10 protein-coding genes are annotated in these 22,374 nt (G+C 74.6%); all 10 read right to left on the bottom strand.

Translation table 11 applies throughout. The annotated features are described in order from the left end of the window. Positions 1–24 precede the first annotated feature (24 nt). The 10 genes from ACZ5FU_RS25480 to ACZ5FU_RS25435 all read right to left on the bottom strand — a co-directional run bounded on the left by ACZ5FU_RS25480 (position 25) and on the right by ACZ5FU_RS25435 (position 22,364). The gene (locus ACZ5FU_RS25480) at positions 25–723 is read right to left on the bottom strand and encodes a hypothetical protein (RefSeq protein WP_469046696.1); all 699 of its coding nucleotides are present in this window, start codon (positions 721–723) and stop codon (positions 25–27) included. Continuing rightward, complete coding sequence (locus tag ACZ5FU_RS25475; RefSeq protein WP_451781828.1) at positions 686–1,726, bottom strand: GSCFA domain-containing protein; 1,041 nt, start codon at positions 1,724–1,726, stop codon at positions 686–688. The genes ACZ5FU_RS25480 and ACZ5FU_RS25475 overlap by 38 nt, the downstream gene beginning before the upstream one ends. After that, the gene (locus tag ACZ5FU_RS25470) at positions 1,723–11,070 is read right to left on the bottom strand and encodes an amino acid adenylation domain-containing protein (protein ID WP_469046695.1); all 9,348 of its coding nucleotides are present in this window, start codon (positions 11,068–11,070) and stop codon (positions 1,723–1,725) included. The genes ACZ5FU_RS25475 and ACZ5FU_RS25470 overlap by 4 nt, the downstream gene beginning before the upstream one ends. After that, a complete protein-coding gene (locus tag ACZ5FU_RS25465) occupies positions 11,070–14,975 on the bottom strand; it encodes a non-ribosomal peptide synthetase (RefSeq protein WP_469046724.1) in 3,906 nt (1,301 codons plus the stop codon). The genes ACZ5FU_RS25470 and ACZ5FU_RS25465 overlap by 1 nt, the downstream gene beginning before the upstream one ends. An 831-nt stretch (positions 14,976–15,806) precedes the next feature. Next, a complete protein-coding gene (locus ACZ5FU_RS25460) occupies positions 15,807–16,412 on the bottom strand; it encodes a Clp protease N-terminal domain-containing protein (RefSeq protein ID WP_468839035.1) in 606 nt (201 codons plus the stop codon). A 394-nt stretch (positions 16,413–16,806) separates the two neighbouring features. Then, complete coding sequence (locus tag ACZ5FU_RS25455; protein ID WP_468646708.1) at positions 16,807–17,733, bottom strand: SGNH/GDSL hydrolase family protein; 927 nt, start codon at positions 17,731–17,733, stop codon at positions 16,807–16,809. Between the two features lie 506 nt (positions 17,734–18,239). Then, positions 18,240–19,211: a fumarylacetoacetate hydrolase family protein gene (locus ACZ5FU_RS25450; protein ID WP_451781834.1), complete on the bottom strand. Its 972-nt coding sequence runs from the start codon at positions 19,209–19,211 to the stop codon at positions 18,240–18,242. Positions 19,212–19,241: 30 nt separating this feature from the next. After that, entirely contained in the window at positions 19,242–20,174 is a 933-nt protein-coding gene (locus ACZ5FU_RS25445; RefSeq protein WP_469046694.1) for a VOC family protein, read from the bottom strand. 4 nt (positions 20,175–20,178) lie between these two features. After that, the gene (locus ACZ5FU_RS25440) at positions 20,179–21,210 is read right to left on the bottom strand and encodes an amidohydrolase family protein (RefSeq protein ID WP_469046722.1); all 1,032 of its coding nucleotides are present in this window, start codon (positions 21,208–21,210) and stop codon (positions 20,179–20,181) included. Between the two features lie 23 nt (positions 21,211–21,233). Further along, positions 21,234–22,364, bottom strand: a complete 1,131-nt coding sequence (locus tag ACZ5FU_RS25435; RefSeq protein ID WP_469046692.1) for an FAD-dependent oxidoreductase — start codon at positions 22,362–22,364, stop codon at positions 21,234–21,236. Between the last annotated feature and the right edge of the window lie 10 nt (positions 22,365–22,374).

Below are 22,374 nucleotides of genomic sequence, written 5' to 3'. Positions count from 1 at the left end.
ACGTCCTTCCGGGGATCGGGTGTTCTACAGGCCTCGGTCGAGCAGTTCGGCGAGGACGATGCGGCCGAAGGCGAGGTTGCCGTGGATCTCGTCGTCGGCCTCGCACAGTTCGGGGCGTTGCAGGCCGTCCGGGCCGGTGGTCCGGCCGCGCAGGTCCACGACGTCGACGCCGAGATCCGTCACGGCCAGCCGGACGCGCTCCTGGGCAGCCAGGAACACCGCGGGGTCGGAGCGGCCGGGTATCCGCTGCGGGGGCATCACCGCGACGACCCGCAGACCCAGGCCGACGGCGTGCCGGTAGAACGCGAGGGCGTCCCGGACAGCGGCGCGCACGATCGCGTCGAACAGGGCGCCGGCCAGGAAAGCGGCGGGCACGGCGCCGGCACGGTCGCGGTACAGGTCCCAGTTCTCCCGCAGCGCGATGAAGTGCGCGCAGAACCCGAACGTCGCGACCAGCGGTACGCCCAGTTCGGCGAGGCTGTCGGCGCCGAGCTCCCCGAGGAAGCGGCGGTAGTGTTCCTGCGCCTCCCGGGAATGGAAGACGATGTCGCCGCCGTGGCGGACGGTGAAGAAGCTGTCGGTGAAGTCCCGTCCGGCGCCGACGGGGCCGCCCTGGAACGGGATGCCGGACTGCCGGGCGGCCCGTCCGATCGGACCCGCGTGGGAGTCGCCGAGCAGCAGGAACCTAGCGGGGGCTGTAGTAGTCAAGGACGGCGTCCTCACAGGCGGCATCCGCCGGACGGGATGCGGTGGTGGAGGCGGACGGGGGCTGCGGCGCGTGCCCGTGGAGGCCGGCGACGAAGTGCCGCATCACGAAGTCGACGCCCTCGGCGGTCACGGTGCGCTGGTTGGGTCCGAAGAACCTGCCGCCGAAGACCGGCCCGGTGACGAGCTCGTAGGACGGGAAGTAGTCGACCTCCGGGTCCTCCAGGGCGAGCTGGCCGGCGACCGCGCGCAGCACGGACTTGGTGTAGCCGTTGGCGGGCAGCGCGTGGTCGCCGGTGGCGGTCGCGGTCAGCGGCTGCGGGGACACCGTGAGCAGGACGCGCAGACCCGGATTGGCCTGGCGCGCCATCGCGATCGCCTCGGCCATGTCCCGGTGCGCCTCGGCGAACGTGAAGTGGTGCAGGACGTGGCGTGAGGCGTCGAAGACGCCGCGCACGGTGCCGGGGCAGGTGGGGTGCACGGTGTCGTCGACGGTGTCGCGCCAGGCCTCGGTGAGCCCCATGGTGAAGACCAGGCAGCTCGCCCTCAGGACGGCGGAGCGGACGGCGTCCAGGGTGACCTCGCGCGCCAGGAGCATCTCCGCGGGCGAGCCGAAGCCGTCGGGCTCGATCGCGGGACGGTAGGGGTCGACGTAGCGGTCCCCGTCGGGCCACGCCTCCCGGGGCGGGCGGGTGTGCCCCAGGGCCCACGACAGCCACTGCCGCAGGACGGCCGGCGTGTAGATGTTGCCGGTGCGGAAGGAGAATTCGCCGTAGTGGCGGGCCCGGCGCTCCTCGCGGGTCAGGCCCGGCGGGGCGGGCTCGGTGTCCAGCCAGTTCATGCCGGAGTCCAGCAGCGCGCGGCCGAGCCGCGCGGCGAAGCAGGACCCCGCGGTGACGACCGGGTCGTCCTGGCCGAGGGCGAACTTGGGCCTCCACACGTCGGTGATGGCCAGCGGGTCCGGTTCGGCGACGGCGGGGCGCCAGAACGACCGCGCGGGCAGGGACTGGTAGGGGTTCACTGATCGGTCTCCGATTCGTGCGCGCGGTGGGGCCGGGCACCGGCGGCGTCCGCGAGCGTCGCCGTGACGGCCTCGGCCACGGTGTGGACGTGGGGCGGCGCGACGATGCCGTAGTGGTCGGTGGGCAGCGTGCGCCGCACGGCGGAGGAAGGCAGGAGCGCTTTCCACCGGCGGGCGGTCTCCCGCGGGTCGCCGGGCGCGGGCAGACCCGCCGTGGGCTGCCCGGCCAGCCACAGGAAGGCCGGGGTGAGGGCGAGCGGACGCACCTCGTGCTCGCCCAGGGCCCGCAGGTTCGCACGGCAGCAGCGGGCCAGCCGCTCGGCGTACACCTGCGCGTGCTCCGCGGTCGGGGAGGCGGCCCCGGTGCCGAGCTCGGCCGCGAAGACCGCTTCGAGACGGGTCTCGTCGTAGGCGGCGACCAGCGCGTCCGCCCGCGGCGGCGGCGGGTCGAGCAGGTACAGCGCGTGCACGGGACGCCCGGACGCCTCGGCGAGGGCGGCCATCTCCATGGCCACCCGGGCGCCGAACGACCAGCCCCCCAGGTGGAGCCGGCGGTCCGGGCCGCCGAAGCGGTCGCGCAGCGCGGTGTCGTAGAGGCGCGCGCGTTCGGCCAGCGACCACGCGGGCAGGTCCGCTTCCCGCAGTGCCGGGTCGGCGATCAGACACACGGTCGGTGCGGGCCCGAGCGCCGCCACCAGCGACCGGTAGGCCTGGATGTCGCCGCCCACCGGGTGCACCAGGCACAGGACGGCCGTACCGGTTCCCTCCTGCCAGACATCGAGGACCACGTGCGGGGCGTCGTGCGCGGCCGCCCGGGGAAGGGGCGCGACGGGCGCGAGGGCCTCCTCGAGGTGCTTGAGGATCTCGGCGAGGCTGACCCGGTGGCTCAGGGAGGCCAGGTCGAGCGCGACGCCGAGCTCGTCCTCGACGTCGGCGATCAGACCGAGCAGGGTGAGCGAGTCGGCGCCCAGGTCGTAGAGCGAGTCGTCGGCGCCGAACCCGTCCGTGCCCAGCAGGTTCCGGATCAGGCGCGCCACGGCGGCCGCCTGTTCCCCGGGGCCGCCGGTGTCCGTGGCCGTCGCCCCGGGGCGGCCCGGGTCCGTGGTCGCCGCCGCGTCGTCCGGGGCCTGGGCGGTGGCCCCGGGAGCCGCGGGAGCCCGGCCGGGGTGTCCGGCGGCCGCGGTGTAGAAGACGCGGGACGCCTCGATGTCGGTGGTGGAGACCAGCAGGTGCGGCAGTTGCAGGGCCAGGGCCCGGGCGAAGACCGCCGTGCCCTCCTCGTCGCTCAGGCCGACCTCCAGGTGGGCCCGGTGACGGCCGTCCGCGGCCAGGGCCCGGGTCGCCATGCCGCTCTCGCGCCAGATGTCCCAGGACACGGCGATGCGCGAGGTCGTCTCCGTCTCGTCGCGGCGGTGGTGGGCGAAGGCGTCCAGGAGGCTCGCCCCGGCGGCGTAGTCGCTCTGCCCGACACCGCCGAGCAGGGCCGACATCGAGGAGCAGTAGACCGCCCACCGCGGGTGGAACGTCTCGATCAGCCCCTCCACGACGAGGGCGCCGTTGTCCCGGACCGCGGCGGGTCCCCGCATCGCGCGGGCCTCCCGCCGTACGAGCAGGCCGCCGAATCCGACGCCGGCCGCGTGCACCACGCCGTCCAGCCGCGACGTACGGCCGGTGACGGCGGCCACCACCTCGTGCACGGGCGCGGTCGCCAGATCGGCTGCGATCAGCTCGACGCGGTCGGCGAAGCCGGCCAGTTCGGCGGGCAGCTGCGCGGTGCGCGACAGCAGCAGGACCCGGCCCCTGGTGTGTTCCAGCAGCCAGGCGCCGACGGCGCGGCCGATGCCGCCCGTGCCGCCGATGACCAGGTGGACCGCGTCGTCCCCGGACGCCGCGACACCCTCCGCCCCCTCCGCCGAGGTCGGTGCCGGCACGGGCGTGGTGGCGGACCTCCACCAGAAGCCGTCGCGCAGTGCCAGCCGGCGGGGCGGCGCCGGGTCGCCGCCGGCGGCCGCCCGGCGGGCTTCGGCGACGGCCGACGCCACGTGCCCCGCCCAGCGGGAGAGGTCGCCGTCGGGAAGGTCCAGCCAGTGGCCGGACAGGGCGTTCTCCTGGGGGCCGACCTCGACCGGACCGGCGAGGAGGGCCAGTTCGGGCCGCTCGACCGTCCCGGTCACGGGCTGGGCGCCGTACGACAGCCACCACACCCGCGGCGATCCGGTCCGGCCCGACAGCGCCTGCGCCAGGGCCGCCGTGCTGTCCAGGCAGGCGTGGCGCGCGTGCTCCAAGGTGCCGGGGCCGACCGGCCCCGCCACCGCCAGGGGCAGCGCGTGCACCCATTCCACGTCGTCCAGGCCGCCGTCGCCGGTGCCGTCCTCGGACAGCGCGTCGAGCAACCGCCGCAGGGACGACGGGTCGGCGGGATCGACCTCGAACGCGTCGGGTCCGCTACGGGCGAAGGCGCCGCCCGGGCGCACCCGCACCACCCGGGAGGCCACGGCCTCGAACGGCGTGCACGCCTCCCGCGGCACGGACTCCGCGGCCACGACGACCACGACGGACGCACGGGTGGCGGACGCACGGGTGCTGGACGGGATGGCCGCGGCCGCGCGGCGCAGCCGCACCCAGTGCGGCTGGTGCAGCCACGCGGACCGGGGAAGCCGCCGGGGATCCGAGGGCCGGGCCGGGGGCGTGCGGTCGAAGTCGTGTTCGGCCAGCGCGAAGGACGGCGGCGGGAAGTCCCACGGCGCCGCGGCGGGGCCCGGCTGCCACGCGACGGGCCGCCCCGCGGTCCAGTCGGCGGCGAGATCCCGCGCCGTGCGTCCGGCGGCGGCCACCGGGGCGGCGTCCGGGTCGGCCGTGCCGTGCGGGACCTCCCCCGCCGCCACCGCGCGCAGCCAGCGCACGGCGGACCCGGCGTCGGCGAGGGCCGCCGCGGTCCGCAGGCGGCGGGCCGGCCGCCCGGCCTGGAGATGGCGCAGCACGGACGCGTACTGCTCGGGCCGGAGCCGGAGGTGGTCGGCGATCCTGCCGGCGTCCGCGGCGAGGGCGTCCGCGCTGGAGGCGGACAGCACCAGGCAGCGGGGCACCTCGCCGGCCGCGGCGGGCCGTGTCGTGGTCTCCTCCTCGACGACGACGTGGGCGTTGGTGCCGCCGATGCCGAAGCTGCTGACGGCGGCGACCCGTGGGCGCCCCCCGGGCCACGCGGTGGACCGGGTGGGGACGTGGAAGGGGGTGGGATCGGGGCCGATCTCCGGGTTGAAGGCACGGAAGCCCGGGGTGGGCGGGATCACCCCGTGGTGCACGGCGAGAACGGCGCGCACCAGGCCCACCACGCCGGCGGCCGCGCCCATGTGCCCGAGCTGGCTCTTGACGGAGCCGAGCGCGCAGCGGCCGGACTCGTCGACGTCGAACGCCTGGCGCAGCGCGCCCACTTCGACGGGGTCGCCCAGCCGGGTGCCGGTGCCGTGCGCCTCGACGTAGCCGAGATCGGCGCCGGTGCGTCCGGCGCGGGCCAGGGCGGTGCGGATCACCTCGCGCTGTCCGGCCAGCGACGGAGCGGCGTAACTCATCTTCGCCGCACCGTCGTTGTTGATCGCGGAGCCGGTGACGACGGCGTAGACGGTGTCACCGTCGCGGCGTGCGTGACGCAGTGGTTTGAGGACCACCACGCCGACGCCGCTCGCGCCGACCGTGCCGGTCGCGTCGTCGCTGAAGGGCCGGCAGTCGCCGTCCGCGGAGAAGATGTGCTGCGGCCGGTAGCGGTAACCGCCGGTCAGGCCGGGGTCGACGAGCACCCCGCCGGCGAGCATCACCTCCGCGTCCCCCTGCCGCAGCAGGCCGGCCGCGAGGTGCACGGCGACCAGGGAGCTGGAGCACGCCGTCTGCGCGCTGAGGACGGGTCCGGTCAGCCCGAGGTGGTAGGCGACCTTGGTGGCCAGGAAGTCCTTCTCGTGGTGCAGGGCGAGCTGGAAGTCGTCGGGCAGGCGGGCGGGGTCCGCCTCGCGCAGCAGGGACCGGAGGTAGGTGTTCTCGCCGGCACCGGCCACCAGGCCCACGCGTGCGGCGGACGTGTCCGCGACGCCCGCGTGGGCCAGGGCCTGGACGCAGGCCATCAGCAGGTGACGCTGCTGGGGGTCCATCAGGCGGGCCTCTTGAGGACTGATGCCGAAGTGGCCCGGATCGAAGGCGAGCATGCCGTCGAGCACGCTGCGCGCGCCGATGACGCCCTCGGGGGCGTCGAAGCGGCGGATGCCGGTGCCGCCGGAGACCACCAGGTCCCAGAAGGAGGCCAGGTCCGAGGCGCCGGGCACGCGCACCGCCATGCCGACGACCGCGATCGGCTCGCCGGGATCCGGTGCCCCGCCTTCTTCCGCGAGGACCACGGCCGATGTCGTGCCGGCGGGCCGCTCCGCGTCCAGATGCCGGGCCAGGGCGCGGACGGTGACGTGTTCGAACAGTTCCGCGACGCTGAAGCGCAGGCCCAGTTCCGTGGTGCAGCGCAGGTGGAAGCGCATGAGGGTGAGGCTGGTGGCACCCGCCTCGAAGAAGGTCCGGTCCGGTGCGATGCCCGTCCCGGTGACCGCCTCGAACGCGGCGGTGAGCCGTGCCTCCTGGGCCGACAGACCGGCGCGGGAGGCGGCCGGGCGCCGTATCTCCTCGCCCGGCGCCCGCAGGGCCGCGTTGCGGTCGAGCTTTCCGCTGGGGGTGCGCGGCAGCGCCTCCAGCCGGCGGAAGCGGTCCACGCGGACGTGGGACGGCAGCAGCGCGGACAGGTGGGCGGTCAGTTCGCCGGCGTCCGGGGCCTCGTCGCGGAACTCCAGGCAGGCCGTCAGCCGGCCGCCGTCCAGGGCGACCACGGCGTTGACGACCGCGGGATGGCGCAGCAGAGCGGCTTCCACGGAGCCGAGTTCCAGCCGGTGACCGCTCAGCTTGACCTGCTGGTCGTCGCGGCCCGCACAGTGCAGCAGCCCGTCGTGGTCGAACCAGGCCCGGTCACCGCTGCGGTAGAAGAGACCCCGGCCGGGCAGCTCGACGAAGCGGGTGCTGTCGAGCTCGGCGTCGTCGAGGTAGCAGCGACTGGTCATGGTGCCGCCGAGCAGCAACTCGCCCGTGCAGCCGGGCGGCACCGGGTCGCCCAGGGCGTCCACGATCCGCAGGTCGGCGCCGGCCACCGGCCGTCCGACGGCGGGCCGCTCGGGCCACCGCCGCGGGTCGCCCTCCAGGCACAGCGCGCTGACCACATGCGTCTCGGTCGGCCCGTAATGGTTGAACAGGCGGGCGCCGGACAGTCCGGCGAACCAGCGGCGGATGGCGTCGGTGCACACCAACTGCTCGCCCGCGGTGACCACTTCGCGCAGCCGAGAGGGATACCGGCCGGTGCGGGCGCCGTACTCGGCGAGCAGCTGCAGCGCCACGTACGGCATGAAGATCCGCTCGGTGCCCGCGGACTCCAGCCGTTCCAGGAGGGCGGTGGCGTCCTGACGCCAGCCGGGCCGTACGAGCTGCAGGCTGCCGCCCGTGCACAGCGTCCCGAAGATCTCCTGGAAGGAGACGTCGAACGACAGCATCGAGAACTGCTGGGTGGCCGCCGGCGCGGTGAGGCCGCCCGGCCCGGACTGCCACCGGATCAGGTCGCACAGGGTGCGGTCGGAGATCTGCACGCCCTTGGGGACACCGGTGGATCCGGAGGTGAACAGCGTGTACAGGGGCCGGGCGCCGTCGTGTCGGGGACCGTCGTGCGGGAGCGTCGCGTCGCCGCCCGGTGGCGGTGCGGGATCCGCGAGGACGACGTGATGGCGTACGGCGTCGTCCGGGAGCAGGGCGTCGAGTGCCGGTTCCGCTCCGGGCGCCGTCAGGACGCACAGCGGGTCGACCCGTTCCAGGACGTGGCGCAGCGCCTCGGCCGGATAGGAGGGGTCGAGGGGGACGGCGGTGACGTTCAGCCGTGCCAGCGCCAACAGCGCCACCACGTGCTCGACCGACGGCTCCAGGTACAGGGCAGCCCGGCAGGGGGCGCCGTCCTCGGGGATCGGGTGACGGCCGGCCAGATCCGCGGCGAGGGACGCGGCATGGGCGTCGAGCCGTGCGTAGCTCAGGGCGTGCCCGTCCGCGGTGACGAGGGCGGTCGCGTGCGGGGTGCGGGCGACCTGCCGTGCGAAGCCCTCGGCGACGGTGGTGAAGCCGGGCTCGTGGGCGGGCCCGCGCCCGTGCTCGGGCAGGGAGTGCCGGTAGGGGGCGACCAGTTCCCGCAGGGTGCGGCGGTCGCCCGCGGCGAGCGTGTCGACGCCCCGCCGCAGCAGGTCGGCCATCGCCCGGACGGCCTCGGCGGTGAAACGGTCCTCCGCGTACTCCCACACCAGGTCCAGGCCGTCGGCGTGCTCCAGGACGGACACCGTCATGGGGCACTTGGCCTCCGGCGCGGCCCACCACAGGGGGCGCTGGGCGCAGCCGGGCAGGCGCAGCGCGTCGAAGTCGGTGTTCTCCAGCACGAACAGCACGTCGAACGGAGTGCCGTCGCCGACGGCCTCCCAGCCGGTCAGTACGTCCCCGAGGGCCACGTCCTGGCGCTGCAGCACCTGGCCGGTGACGGTCCCGACGCGGGCGAGCTGGGTGCGCAGGTCCTCACCGGGGGCGGCCGTCACCGGCAGCAGCACGGTGTTGGCCATCATGCCGACGCTGTCCTGGAACTCGCGCAGCGGGCGGTTGGCGACCGGGGCCGCGATGCGCGGCCGCAGCAGGCCGCTCACACCGTACAGACTCCAGGAGAACACCCCCAGCAGGACCTGGAAGCGGGTCAGGCCGAGCTCGGCGCACAGCCGGTCCACCTCGGCGCGGCGCACGACGTCGAGGGAGGTGTGCAGCAGCCGCGCCCGCGGTGCCGGGCCGGCGCCCCGGTCGGGCAGTGGTTCCTGGGGCTGCTCCAGGCCCCGGTAGTGGGCCAGGAGTTCGTCGCGCTGCTCCTGGTAGGCGGCGGTCGCGAACCAGTCGGACTGCCAGGCGGCGAAGTCCAGCGGAGTGGGTGCCGTCGCGGGGCCGGTGCCGTCGTCCGCGTAGGCGGCGGACAGGTCCCGCAGCAGCACGCTCAGCGACCAGCCGTCGACGGCGATGTGGTGCAGGTGCAGCAGCAGCGTTCCACCGCCGTCCCGCGGCAGCCAGCAGCCGCGCAGCATGCGCGGGACGCCGAGGTCGAAGGGCTCGCCGAAGAAGGAGTCGGCGAAGGCGTGCGCCTCCTCCTCGGTCCACGACCGCTGCGTGCCGGGGTCGTGCCAGGGGTCGTAGGCCTCGCCGACCGTCTGCCGCAGTCCCCGCGGCCCCAGGTCGAACGCCGTGCGCAGGGCCGCGTGACGGGCCACCAGCGTCCTCAGCGCCCGCCGCAGCGCGGCGGCGTCGACGGGACCGTCCACCCGGAAGGCCTGGTGGACGGAGTAGGCCCGGGAACCCGGTGCGCGGCGCTGCAGCAGCCACAGCCGCTCCTGCTCGCTCGTGGCGGGCGCCGAGGACAGGGGGGTGAGGACCGGCGGGGGATAGACGCGGGCCCGGTCCGGGCGAGCCGCGGCCACCGTCCCGGCGATCGAGGCCAGATCCGCGTGCAGGACGTCCGACTGCGCCACGTCGCAGCCCCAGCGCTGCCGGACGGCGAAGCAGAACCGCAGCGCCTTCAGCGAGTCGCCGCCGACGGCGATCCACCGGTCACCGAGTCCGAGGCCGGTCGTGGCCAGGATCTCCTCGGCCAGGTCCAGGACCTCGCGCTCCGTCGCCGTCACGGCCGACGGACCGGAGCCGGCGGGCCGCCACGGTGTGCCGGCCCGCCGCAGCAGGCCGGCCTGGTCGATCTTGCCGTTGGCGTTGAGCGGCAGGTCGTCGACGAGGTGGACGTGGTGCGGGCGCATGTAGACGGGCAGGTGGGCCGTCAGGTGACGGTCGAAGTCCTCGTAGGACGTCTCCCGGCGCAGGACGACGAACGCCAGCAGCTCGTTCGGGCCGTCCTGGCCGGCGCGGCGGGTGCACACGTGGGCACGGCGGACCGCCGGGTGGCTGAGGACGTGCCGCTCCACTTCGCCGGGCTCGATGCGGAAGCCGCGGACCTTCACCTGGCGGTCGGTGCGGCCGACGAACTCGATCCGTCCCTCGGCGTCGGCCCGTACCAGGTCACCGGTGCGGTAGTACCGCTCGGTGCCGTCGCCGAGCCAGGCCGGCCGCACAAAGCGGCGTTCGGTCTCCTCGGGAAGATTGCGGTAGCCGACGGCGAGGCCCTCGCCGCTGAGCAGCAGTTCGGCCACCTCGCCGGGCGCGGCGGGGTGCTGCCGGCCCGGTACGACCAGGACGGCGCCGGTCTGCGGCAGGGGAAGGCCGATGGGCACCACGTCGCCCGTGAAGTCCCGCGGGATCGGGTGGCACAGGGCGAAGGTGGCCGACTCCGTCGGGCCGTAGACGTTGAACAGGCGGGTGGCGCTGCCGGCGTTGTCCTCGTACCAGCGGCGCATCACCCGGGGATCGAGCTGTTCGCCGCCCACCAGCACCTCACCGGCTCCGGCGAAGCAGTCCGGCACGGCCGTCACCACGGCGTTGAACAGGGCGGTGGTGACGAAGACGGTGTCCACCCGCTCACGGAGCAGTGCCGCGGCCAGGCGCTCGGGCGTCCGGGCGTCGTGGTCGCGCAGGACCACGCAGCAGCCGCCGGTCAGCAGGGGGACCCAGACCTCGAAGCTCAGGGCGTCGAACGCCGGGTTCGCCAGGCACGAGTAGCGCAGGCCGGGCGCGATGCGGACGTAACCGGGCCGGGCCAGGCGCATGATGCCGGCGTCGCGGACCTCGACGCCCTTGGGCCGTCCGGTCGTTCCGGAGGTGTAGAAGAGGAAGGACACCGCGGGCGCGGCGGCCGGCGCGGGTGCCGCGGCCGCCGGTCGCGGCTCTCCGGGCAGCAGCGCGTCGAGGGGGAGGGCCTTGAGGCCGGGCGCGAGGTCCGTCGCCGCCGGTGCGGTGGGGTGCACCAGGGCGGCCGCCGCGGAGTCCTCCAGGACGAAGCGGAGGCGTTCGGCGGGGCTCTGCGTGTCCAGGGGGACCACCTGGGCGCCCAGCCGGAGGACGCCCAGCATCACGCAGATCAGCTGCCACGAGCGCGGCAGTGCCACGGCGACCGCCTGGCCGGCGCGCACGCCCTCGCGGCGCAGGCTCTCGGCCACGGCGGCGGCCGTGGCGTCGAGGGTCGCGTAGTCCAGTCGTACGTCGCCGTCGGCGACGGCCTCGGCCCGCGGGGTGCGCAGGGCCTGGCGGTGCACCTCCAGGGCGAGCCCGGTGGGTGCGCCGGGGGTGCCGGCCGGGTGGGCGGTGGCGCGCGGTTCCATCACGCCTCCCGGGTGCCGAGGTGGTGCGGACGTCCGGCCCCGGCCGTGGCGGGGCCGGACGCCAGCCGGTCCAGTTCGGCGGTGAGGACGGCGGCGACGCGCGGGAGTTCGTCGCTCTCCAGCATGTCCCAGTGCCCACAGGCCACCGGCTCGACGACGAAGTCGCCGCTGACGCGGTGCCGCCAGAAGGCGCGCAGGCGGTCCGCGGCCTCCCGCGGGTCCTCGTCGTCCACGGCTGTCGCCTGCATCAGCACCACGCGCGCCGGCGAGTCGGGCACGACGTAGTCGCGGGCCGTCCGACGGTGGTGGTTGTAGACGTTCAGGTAGCGGACCACCTGGTCGTCGTCGATGCCGGGGTACATGCCGTTGAAACGGACCAGTTTCTCGCGGAACTCCTCCATGCCCACGGGGGCGAGCGCGGCCCGCCGCTGCGCGTCGTCGGCGCCGTGGGTGTCGAGCAGGACCACGCTGACCTTCTCGTGTCCGGCCGCCGTCAGCCGGCGGCCCATCTCGTAGGCGACGAGGCCGCCGTAGGACAGTCCGCTCAGGACGAGTTCCTCGTCCGGGCGGGCGTCGACGAGCCGCAGGTACTCCCGGGCCATCGCCTCGACGTCGGGCAGGACGGACTCACCGGGGTCGATGCCCGGCGCCTGCAGGCCGACCACGCCGACGTGGTCGGGAAGGGCGGCGGACAGCGGCAGGTAGCAGAACGCGGTGCCGCCGGCCGGGTGCACGCACACCACGCGCTGCCGGCCCGTGCCGGCCCGGAACTCCACGAGGCTGCCGGACCGGACGGATCCCGGGGTCCCCGGGCCGCCGCCGCGCACCCGTTCGGCGAGCGCCTCGATGGTGGGGTGCACCAGGACGTCCCGCACGGGCAGGGCGACGCCGAGTTCCTCCTGGACGGCGGACGCCATCTTGATCGCGGAGATCGACGTGCCGCCGAGCTCGAAGAAGTTGTCGGCGACGCCGACGTCGGGGTGGACCAGTACCCGCCGCCAGATCCGGTGGAGCGCCATCTCGACGTGGTCGCGGGGCGCGGCGGTGTTGACCCGTCCGGCGCGGGCCTCCGCGACCGCGCGCAGGACGGCGGCGCGGTCCACCTTGCCGCTGCGGTTCAGGGGCAGGGCGGGGAACTCGGCGACCACGACGGGGATCATGTAGTCCGGCAGCCGGTCCTTCAGGGCGGTGCGCCACTCGTACGGCGTCCGTGTCGTCCCGCCGTCGCACCCCACCCCGGCGACCAGGTGCGGGCCGCCCGGGGTGTCGCGGTCGGCGAGGACCACGGCCTGCCGCACGCCGGGCACCGCCAGCAGGGCCGCTTCGACCTCGCCGGGTTCGATACGGAAGCCGCGCAGCTTCAGCTGGTCGTCCAGGCGGCCGACGTACTCGGCGTTGCCGTCCGGCAGCCAGCGGGCCACGTCACCGGTGCGGTAGACGCGTTCGCCGGGCACGAACGGGTCCGGTACGAAGCGCTCGTCGGTGAGGTCGGGCCGGTTCAGGTAGCCGCGGGCCAGGCTCGCCCCGCCGAGCCAGACCTCGCCGGGCACCCCGACGGGCACCGGGCGCATGCGGTCGTCGAGCAGGTACAGGCGGGTGCCGCGCAGCGGCCGGCCGATGGGGCAGGAGCGCTGGTACGGCTGGGGATCGGTGTAGGCGGTGGAGTAGAGAGTGGCTTCGGCCGGGCCGTAGCCGAAGCAGACGCGCAGGCCGGGCAGCAGCTCGCTCATGCGGTGCAGCGCGGCCTCCGGCAGCGACTCCACTCCGGTGAGGAGCCGGCGCAGGCCGAGTCCGGCGAGGCGGGCGGCCGGGTCCTCGTCGATCCACAGGACGTAGGACGGGGGCAGGAAGGCCTGGGTGACCTCGTGCTCGCGCAGCCAGTCCATGAGGGCCGCGGGGTCGCCGCGGAGCTCGTCGGGGACGACGTGGAGCACGGCCCCGGTGGTCAGCGGCATCAACAGCTCGTGCACGGAGGCGTCGAAGCCGATGCTCGACCAGGCCGACGCGGCCTCCCCGGGGGCGTCGCCCATGAGCTCGCGCCAATGGTCGAGGAGGTTGACGACGCTGCCGTGGGTGACCGCGACCCCCTTGGGCCGCCCGGTCGACCCCGAGGTGTGGATGACGTACGCGAGTCGGCCCGGGTCCTCCCCGACCTCCGGCGCGTCGTCACGGCTCCCCTCGGCCTCGACGTCCGTCAGGGCCCGCCACGGGTCCCGTTCGCCGAGGGCGCCCGCCCGGTCGGTGAGGACCAGTGCCGACCCGGCGTCGGCCGCCATGGCGGTCAGCCGTTCGGCGGGCTGCCCGGGATCCAGCGGCAGGTAGGCGGCACCGGCCTTCAGGACGCCGAGCACGCCGACGACGAGCTCGGCCGTCCGTCCGGTGTGCACGCCCACGACGTCGTCGGGCCGGACCCCGCGGGCGATCAGCGCGTGGGCGAGCCGGTTGGCCCGGCGGTCCAGGGCGGCGTAGTCGAGCCGCGCGTCCCCCGCCACCACGGCGGTCTGGTGGGGCCGCTCGCGCACCTGTGCCGCGAACCGCTCCAGCAGGCCCTTCGGCGCGGCCGCATCCGGCGGGTCCGCGACGGGGCCGGTGCTGAAGGCGGCGAGGAGTTCCCGCTGCTCGTCCTCGTCCAGCAGCGTCAGGTCGCGGACCGGGGCGTCGGGGTTCTCGGTCATCTGGCGCAGCACGCGCAGGAACTGGTGCACGAAGCGTTCGACGGTGGCGCGGTCGAAGAGGGCCACCGCGTAGTCGATCTCGCCGGTGAGGCGGTGCTCCTCGTCGGCCAGGGCCAGGACCATGTCGAACTTGGCCGGGACGTGCGCCGCGTCCTCCCGCAGCGCGACCTCCAGGCCGGGCAGTTCGAGCTCGTTCCGCATGGAGGGGACCCAGGCGAACATGGTCTGGAAGAGGGCCGTGCAGGCGGGGCTGCGCGGCGGGTTGACCAGTTCCACGACCCGTTCGAAGGGGAGGTCGACGTGCTCGAGGGCGCCGCGGACGCGCTGGTTGACCTGCTCCAGGGCCTCGGTGACGCTGGGACGGCCCGAGAGGTCGGCGCGCAGGGCCAGGGTGTTGACGAAGAAGCCGATGAGGCCCTCGACGTCCCCGCGCCGGCGGTTCGACGTCGGGGCGCCGACGACGACGTCGTCCTGTCCGGAGAGCAGCGACAGCAGCACCGACCAGCCGGTCAGCACCGTCGCGTACAGGGAGACCCCGGTGCGCGCGGCGAGGTCGCGCAGGGCCCGGGTGAGTTCCTCGCCGACGGTCACGGGCACCCGGTCGCCGCGGAAGTCCTGCTGGGGCGGGCGGGGCCGGTCGGTGGGCAGCGTGATGACGGCCGGGACCCCGGCCAGCGTGTCGGACCAGTACGCGGCGTGCGCGGCGGGTTCCTCCCCCGACATCCACTCCCACTGCCAGCGGGTGTAATCGCTGTACTGCCAGGTCAGTTCGGGCAGTTCCGGCTCCTCGCCCTGCCGGAGCGCGGAGTACACCAGGCCCAGCTCGCGCAGCAGCGTCGAGCGGGACCAGCCGTCGAAGACGATGTGGTGGGCCGTCAGCAACAGGACGTGGTGGTCCGGTGCGAGTGCCACGAGGCGGCCTCGGACCATGGGTTCCTCACCGAGCCGGAACGGGGTGCTCTCCACGGCCCGCCGCGCCTGCTCCGACCGCCGTCCGGCGTCCGGCAGCCCGGTCAGGTCCTCGACGACCACCGGGAAGCCGGTCTCCGGGGGATCGACGACCTGCAGTGCGGTGCCGCCGGAGGGGACCAGACGCGTGCGCAGGGCCTCGTGCCGCGCGGCGAGCCGGTGCAGTGCGCGGACGAGCAGGTCCCGGTCCAAGGGGCCCCGGATGTCGAAGGGCATCGGCTCGTTGTAGGCGGCGCTGGCGTCTCCGTCCATGCGCGCCATGACCCACAGCCGCTCCTGTCCCAGGGACAAGGGCGCGGGGGACGATCCTTTGTCGGAGTTCCGGGTGACTGCGATGTGGGGGGAAGGCACGGAAAACCCTTCACGAGAAAGAGGCGGTGTCACGAGAAAAGGGACGCGGTGTCACGAGAAAAGAGACAGGGGGGCGTATCCGGCGGACCGGGGCGCGGTGATTCGGCGCTCGATGTGCGGGCGCGCCGGGTTCGGGATGGGGGCGGTTTTCGGGAGACGCCGGACGTGTGAGTCGGAATTGTTCGTGTCGTGCGGACTCACTCTGCGGGCCGCAACTGTGGCGAGATCGGCGTTCTGGTGCGACGAGGGTCCTCGTCGGCCGGGGCCTGAGGTGTGTTCACAGGTCGATGCCGGCTTATGGGTGTGGAGTCGGGCGGGGCGGATCCGTCCGGTGCGGGTTTCCGGGTGCGGCCATCGCTCGCCGAAACTCCAAAAGATTGCGTCAGGACGGGGCGGACGGGGGAGTGAGGGGGATTTCCGTGCCGGGCGCCGTTTCGGTGTCCGGTCTCGCCGATATTAATTCTCTCCTCGTTTAAGGGTCAACGGTGACCCACGCCACACCGTTTTGTGTCGCACTGTCGCACTGTCGCGCTATTGCGCATGTGCGGCGGCTGATTTTGGCCAGGTGGCGAAAAATGGTTGCTGAAATTACCCGTTCATGACCGTTCGGTCGGCATGAATGCCCGGAGGGGTGCCGGTGTCCGATGCCGATCGGCCCGGCCGTGAGGGTGTCCCGTACATGCTTCGGGACATGACGGGCGGCCTGTCCGTCCACCTGCCGACCGGTGGTCGCGGCGTCCTTCAGACGAAGTCGCCGAGTACGCCCAGGCACCGCCTCCAGAGGGGCTTCCGACGGTGGTGGCCGTGGCAGGGGAGACCGCCGTGGCCATCGTGCGGCCGGGACGCGGCGCCGTCCTCCCGGTCCGCGGCGCCGGCGACGAGGCGGACCAGCACGGCCTGCGGCGAGGTACCGCACACGCCCAGCAGCTCCGCGGCACGGTCGTCGCTCTCCAGCAGTCCCAGCAGCAGATGCTCGGCGCCGAACCTCGACGCGTCCTCCCGCCGGGCGTACCGCATGGCGGCGGCCAGCGCTTCGGCCGCGGCTCCCGTGAAGCGCGTGCGCGCCGGGCCGTCGTCGCCCAGGACGTCCTTGGCGGCCACGCTCGCCCCCACGTCGTCGTCGGCGTCCCACACGCCGCTCCGGCCCGTCCGGTCCCGCAGCACCGCCAGCGACGCGGCCCTGGTCGCTCCTTCGGCCGCGAGCGCCCGGCCCACGGAGCCCCTGGTGCCGGCGAGGCCGGCCAGCAGGTGCTCGGTGCCGACGGCTCCCCCGGGGTCGCCCTGCGCACCCCGGGCGGCCCCCAGGACTCCCACGACGTTCCAGTCGGGCGGCACGGTCGCTTCCACGCGGTCTCTCCTCTTCCGGCGGTCTTCCCGGTCGTTCCGCACGACAGCGTCCCTGACCCGTGCGGGAGACCGCGTCGCTCCTCGGAAGGATCGTCGACTGCACCCTGCGGTATAGCCGGAGTGCCGCCGCGCCGCCACGTCGACGGACGCACGGGCCGCGGCGGCGACGGGAACCGGTTCGCCGGGCGCGGGGCGATGCCCGGACCGGCGGTGGACGCGCCGGTCCGTCCCGTCGTGCCCACCGGAGGCCGCGCGACGGCCCGGCCCCTCGCACCGTGCGCACGTCCTGGCCGGGTCCTGCGGGACGAGGGGGACATCCCGCACGGGGCCGGCCGCGCCCCGCGTTCCCCGCCCGCCGGGGCCCTTGCCGGGGCGGGGCGGGGAACCCGGCCGGTCAGCGGTGGCCGGCCCTCTTGCCCAGGCGTTCCAGGACGGCGCTCGCCATGATCTCCATGCCCTTGGCGTTGGGGTGCGCGGGGGCGGCGGGCGCGGCGGGCCGGAGCGGTTCGATCCAGCGGTCGGCCGGCGCCTTGCACATGTCGTGCCCGACGGACGGACCGTAGGTGTCGACGAACTCGGCCCGGTTCAGCCACGTCACCAGGCGCAGCATCCGGTTCAGGCGCTTGCCCGTGTCCCGGAGGTAGGGGAAGTCCTTCGCGGCGAAGGGGACCGAGGGGTGGCAGCCGCTGCCGTCGTCGGGCAGGAGCGCGGGATAGCCGACGACCACCACGCGTGCGTGCGGCGCCCGCTCGTGCACCGCGCGCAGCACGCGGGCGACCTTCGGCGCGGTCTCGAGGATGTTCAGCGTGAGCCGGTCGACCCCGGAGGACGCGTAGTGCTGCCGGCACGGGTCGCCGGACGGGTCCGTGGAACCGAGCGCGGCACAGGTGCCGATGATGGAGCCGAACCCCATGTCGTTGCCGCCGATCTGCAGCGTCACCAGGTCGGTGCCCCGGTTCAGGGCGTCCAGCTGGGGCCCGTTGGTGCCCTGGGCCTTCCACATCTCGTCGGTCTTGGCCCCGCCGCAGCTGACGTCCGTGAACGAGGCGACCTCGTACCGGGCCGCCACCAGCGAGGGGTAATTGTGGTCCGAGCGCGCGCAGGCGGCATCGACCTGGCGCGGAATCAGCGGACCCGACGTGTACGAGTCGCCGAGCGCCACGTAGTCCACGGGGCGGGGGGAGTGCCGTTCCCCGGCCGAAGCGGAAGCCGAGGTGCCGACACCGGCGACGAGCGCGCAGCTGCTCAGCGCCGCGCCCAGCGCCGTGGTGCGGCGGCGCCGTCGTGCGAGGGCGTCGCCCGGACGCGTGTGATGGTTCATCGTGCCCCTTCCTCGAGGCCCGGTCGGCCCGCCGTACCGGACCGGCCGTCGGAGCACACGGAGGATCGCGACACCGCGGCAACCGGACACGTTCCTGTCCCACAGGTCCAACATCGCTTGTATACCGGCCGGTAGGCGCGCGGAACAGGGTCTGGTCGACGTCGGCTCGCCCGACTTTCGCCCACCGGGCCGAACCGCCGGGCTGCCGCGCCCGCCGTCGGCCCGGTCCCGCCGTCCCGCCCGTTCCCGTCGTCCCGCCCGCTTCCGCCGTCCCGGACGACGGGACGTCGGCCGCCCGCGAGGTGCTGCCCCGGCGGACCGCGCTGTTCGCGGACCCCGATCGGCGGGCCGGGGAACACCTGAGCGGCCGCGCCGGGAGCGCACGCTCATCGCCGCCGTGCCGGCGGGCTCCGGGGCCCGTCCGGCGCGCCCCGGAGCCCGGTGGCGCCCTGCGCGTACAGGGCGCGGATCAGGATCTCCGGCACACCGCCCGGCGCGCGCAGCGCTCACGGCCGCTCCCGGCCACGACGCCTGCCGCGCGGCAGCGGCACGGGCTCGGCCCCCGCGACGACGGTGTTGGTGAGCGTGCCGACGCCCTCGACGGTGAGGGTGACGGTGTCGCCGGGCTTCAGCGGCGGCGGTGTCCGCTCGCCCCGCCGGCCCCACAGTTCGGCGAGGCAGCCGCCGTTGCCGCACGTCCCGGAACCGAGGACGTCACCGGGGACGACCCGGGTGCCGCGGGAGGCGTAGGCGGTCATCTCCTCGAAGGTCCAGCTCATGTGGGAGAGCAGGTCCTCGCCGACCACCTCGCCGTTGACCTCGGCGGTCAGCGCCAGGCGCAGGAACCCCTCGGGGTCCCGGTACGGCTCCAGTTCGTCGGCGGTGACGAGGTACGGGCCGAGGGTGGTGGCGGTGTCCTTGCCCTTGCAGGGGCCGAGTCCGACCCGCATCTCCGCCGCCTGGAGGTCGCGCGCGGACCAGTCGTTGAGGACCGTGTAGCCGACGATGTGCTCGCGGGCCCGCTCGGGCGTGAGGTCGCGGCCCTCGCGGCCGACGACGGCGGCCACCTCCAGCTCGTAGTCCAGCACGGACGACCCGGGGGGCACGGGGACGCCGTCGCCGGGCCCGTACACCGCGTGCGGGTTGGTGAAGTAGAAGGTCGGTGCCGCGTACCACTGCTCCGGTACGCCGTCGGCGCCGTCCACGGACCGCCGGACGCCCTCGACGTGTTCCTCGAAGGTGACGAAGTCCCGTACCGACGCGGGCCGCAGGGGAGGCAGCAGCCGTACGTCGGAGACATGGGGGCCGGGCGGCACGTCGAGGGCGGCGGCACCGGCGGCGAGCAGGGCGGGCAGGCCGCCGGTCCCGGCGAGCAGATCGGTGAGCGAGGTGACGCCGGGCAGCGGGAGGAGGGTGCCGTCGTCCTCCACGACGGCCACCCGGTGGCGGTGCTGGTGTTCGTATGCGGCGAAACGCATGGGACGACTCCTGGGGGAGCGGGATCGGGGTCAGACCGGCGGGGCGACGAACACACCGCGGTCGGGGTCGTTGAAGGACTCCTTGGCGATCAGTTCGTTCATCGGGTTGGCGGTGCCCCACTGGTCGGTGACCTCGGGCCGGGAGAAGTCGTAGACGTGCGGGTGCCAGGTGTCCTCGTCGAGGCACTCCAGCTCGGTGGTGTACTCGACGGTGTTGCCGTGCGGGTCGAGGAAGTAGGTGAAGGTGTTGTCGCCCGCCATGTGCCGGCCCGGGCCCCAGATCTTCCGGAACCCGGCGCGCATCACCCGGCCGGAACCGCGCATGTACTCGTCGATGCCGCGCATCTCGAAGGAGACGTGGTGCAGGGAGGTGTGCGGTCCCTTGGCGATCGCCATCGAGTGGTGCTGGTCGCTGATCCGCATGAAGTGCATGACCTCGCCCATGTGCGGCGAGCTGAGCGTGTCCGAGAGCGCGAAGCCGAGGTGGCGCTCGTACCACCGACGGGTCCGGTCCAGGTCGGGGGAGTTGAGGACGACGTGGCTCAGCTTGACCGGGATCGACTCCTTCTCCTCGATCTTGCGGTGCCGCCGTACCCGGACGTCGGCGGAGACCTCGACGGTGCGGCCGTCGACGTCGAAGAAGCGGAAGCCGTAACCGCCGCCGGGGGTGTCCACCGTGCCCGGCCGGGAGATCAGCTGCACGCCGCCCGCGAGCAGTCGCTCGGCGAGGGTGTCGACGTCGGCGGCGGACGCGGCGCCGTAGGAGACGAGGTCCAGGCGCTTCTCGGCGGCCTTGCGCAGCCGGACGACGTACTGCTCGGGCGAGCCCTCGGCGGCCAGGAAGGAGATGCCGGAGTCCTCGGCGACCTTGGTCAGGCCCCAGACGCCGGCGTAGAAGTCGAGCTGCTTGTCGTAGTCGGGCACGGCGAGGTCGACGTGCCGCAGGTGGGTGAGCAGGCGCATGGTGTCAGTCCTTGCGGAGGAGGGCGGCGGCGTTGCCGCCCCGTACGGCGTGGAAGTCGGCATCGGGGAGACCGGCGGCGCGCAGGGCGCCGACCGGGTCCTCGGTGCCCATGTCGAAGGGGAAGTCGGAGCCGAGCAGCACCCGGTCGGCCCCGGCGACGCGGACCAGCTCCCGCAGCACGTGCGGGTCGTGGACGAGGGAGTCGAAGTACAGCCGCCGGAGGTAACTGCTGGGCGGGTGCGCGCAGCCGGCGCCCGCGTCGGAGCGGGCCGACCAGGCGTGGTCGGCGCGCCCGATGTGGGTGGGCAGGTAACCCCCGCCGTGCGCGGCGAGCAGCTTCAGCGCGGGGTGCCGGTCCAGCACCCCGGAGAAGATCAGGTGCGAGAGCGCGACGGCGTTCTCGGCGGGCTGTCCGACGGTGTTGGACAGGTACCAGCGGTCCAGCCGCTCGTCGAGCGTGCAGCCGAAGGGGTGCAGGAAGACGATCGCGCCGGTCTCCCCGGCCCGGGCCCAGAAGGGTTCGTAGGCGGGGTCGGACAGTTCGCGCCCGGGGGCGTGGCTGGAGATCTCCACGCCGGCCAGACCCCGTTCCAGGGCGTGGTCCAGGGCGCGCACCGCCAGGTCCGGGTGCTGGAGGGGGACGAGTCCGAGTCCGCGCAGCCGGTCCGGGGCGGCCGAACAGTGCGCGGCCGTCGCCTCGCCGGCGACCCGGTACACCTTCTCGGCCGTCTCCTCGTCCGCCCAGTAGTGGTAGTGCGAGGGGGAGGGGCTCACCAGTTGCACGTCCACGCCCTGGGCGTCCATCGCGGCCAGGCGTACGGAGACGTCGGTCATCCGCGGGACGCGCTCGCGGACCATGGGCCCGTTGACGGCGAGGGCGGCGGGGCCGTTGCGCCGGGCGTCGAGCTCCCGGGCCGCGGCGTGGCCGGGCAGCCCGGCCACGAGCGCGTCGACCTCGGGCAGCAGGACGTGGGCGTGCACGTCCACGGTCGGGACGGGGGCGGGCCCGTCGGCCGGGGCGGGGGCGGGCGTCACGTCCCCGCGAGGCGTGGGGCCGGTCACGGAAGCTCCCTGAGCATGGTCATGGTCCGGCCCATCAGGCCGGGCACGTCGGCGTCGCGCACCCCGTCGAGCTGCCACCGCCCGATCTGCACGGACGCCTCGACGACCGGACGCACCCGGGTGATCCGCCGTTCGTGGTACGCCCGGAACAGCGCGTCGTCCCAGGTGTCGGACCCGGTCAGCAGCTGCGCGAGGACCCAGGCGTCCTCCAGGGACAGCGCCGCGCCCTGGGCGAGCGTGGGCGGGCAGCAGTGCGCGGCGTCGCCCACCAGGACGACCCGGCCGCGGTGCCAGGAGCCCTCGACCAGCAGCCGGTCGAACCAGGTGTAGTTGACCTTCGCCGGGTCGGTGACGTGCCGGGTGATCTCCGGCCAGAAGCCGCCGTACGCCGAGGCCAGGCGCCGCATCTCGTCGGCGTACGACCCGGCCGGTATCGAGGCGCGGTCGCGGTGGGCCTCGACGACGTAGGCGTACAGGGTGTCCTCGCCGGTGGGGCAGTAGCCGGCGATGTAGGCCGGGCCGCCGTAGGCGAGGTCGGTGCGGACCACGCCGGCGGGGCGGGGGGCGGCGACGCGCCAGATGGCCATGCCGGTGGGCTCGGGCTTGTCGGTGATGCCGAGCGCGGCGCGGGTGGCGGAGCCGAGGCCGTCGGCGGCGATCACCAGGTCGTAGCGGGTCTCGGTGCCGTCGCCGAGGCGGACCAGGACGCCGTCGGCGTCCTGGTCGAGGATCTCGGCGGTGGTGCCGAGCCGGACCGACGCACCGCTCGCGCGCACGGCGTCGATGAGGATCTGCTGGAGTCGGGGGCGCTGCATGCCGACGGTGGCGGGCAGGTCGTCGCCGCCGGTGCGGATGTCGTGGGCGACGTGCAGGACGGTGCCGTCGGGGGCGGTGATGCCGACGGAGCCGAATCCGAAGCCGGACGCCTCGACCCGCTCCCACACGCCGAGTTCGCGCAGCACCCGCAGGGCGTTGCCCTGGAGGGTGATGCCGGAGCCGGCGGTGGCGTTCCAGTCGTCCCTGGCCTCGACCAGGTCCACGGCGAGGCCGGCCCGGCGCAGCAGGATCGTCACGGCGTTGCCGGCCGCGCCGCCGCCGACGACGAGGACCGTACGGGCTTGGTTCATGGGGAACTCC

This window comes from Streptomyces sp. NPDC031554 (genome assembly GCF_055580685.1).
The sequence above is the reverse complement of the archived record's forward strand: the minus strand, read 5'-3'. Positions and strand labels throughout refer to the sequence as shown.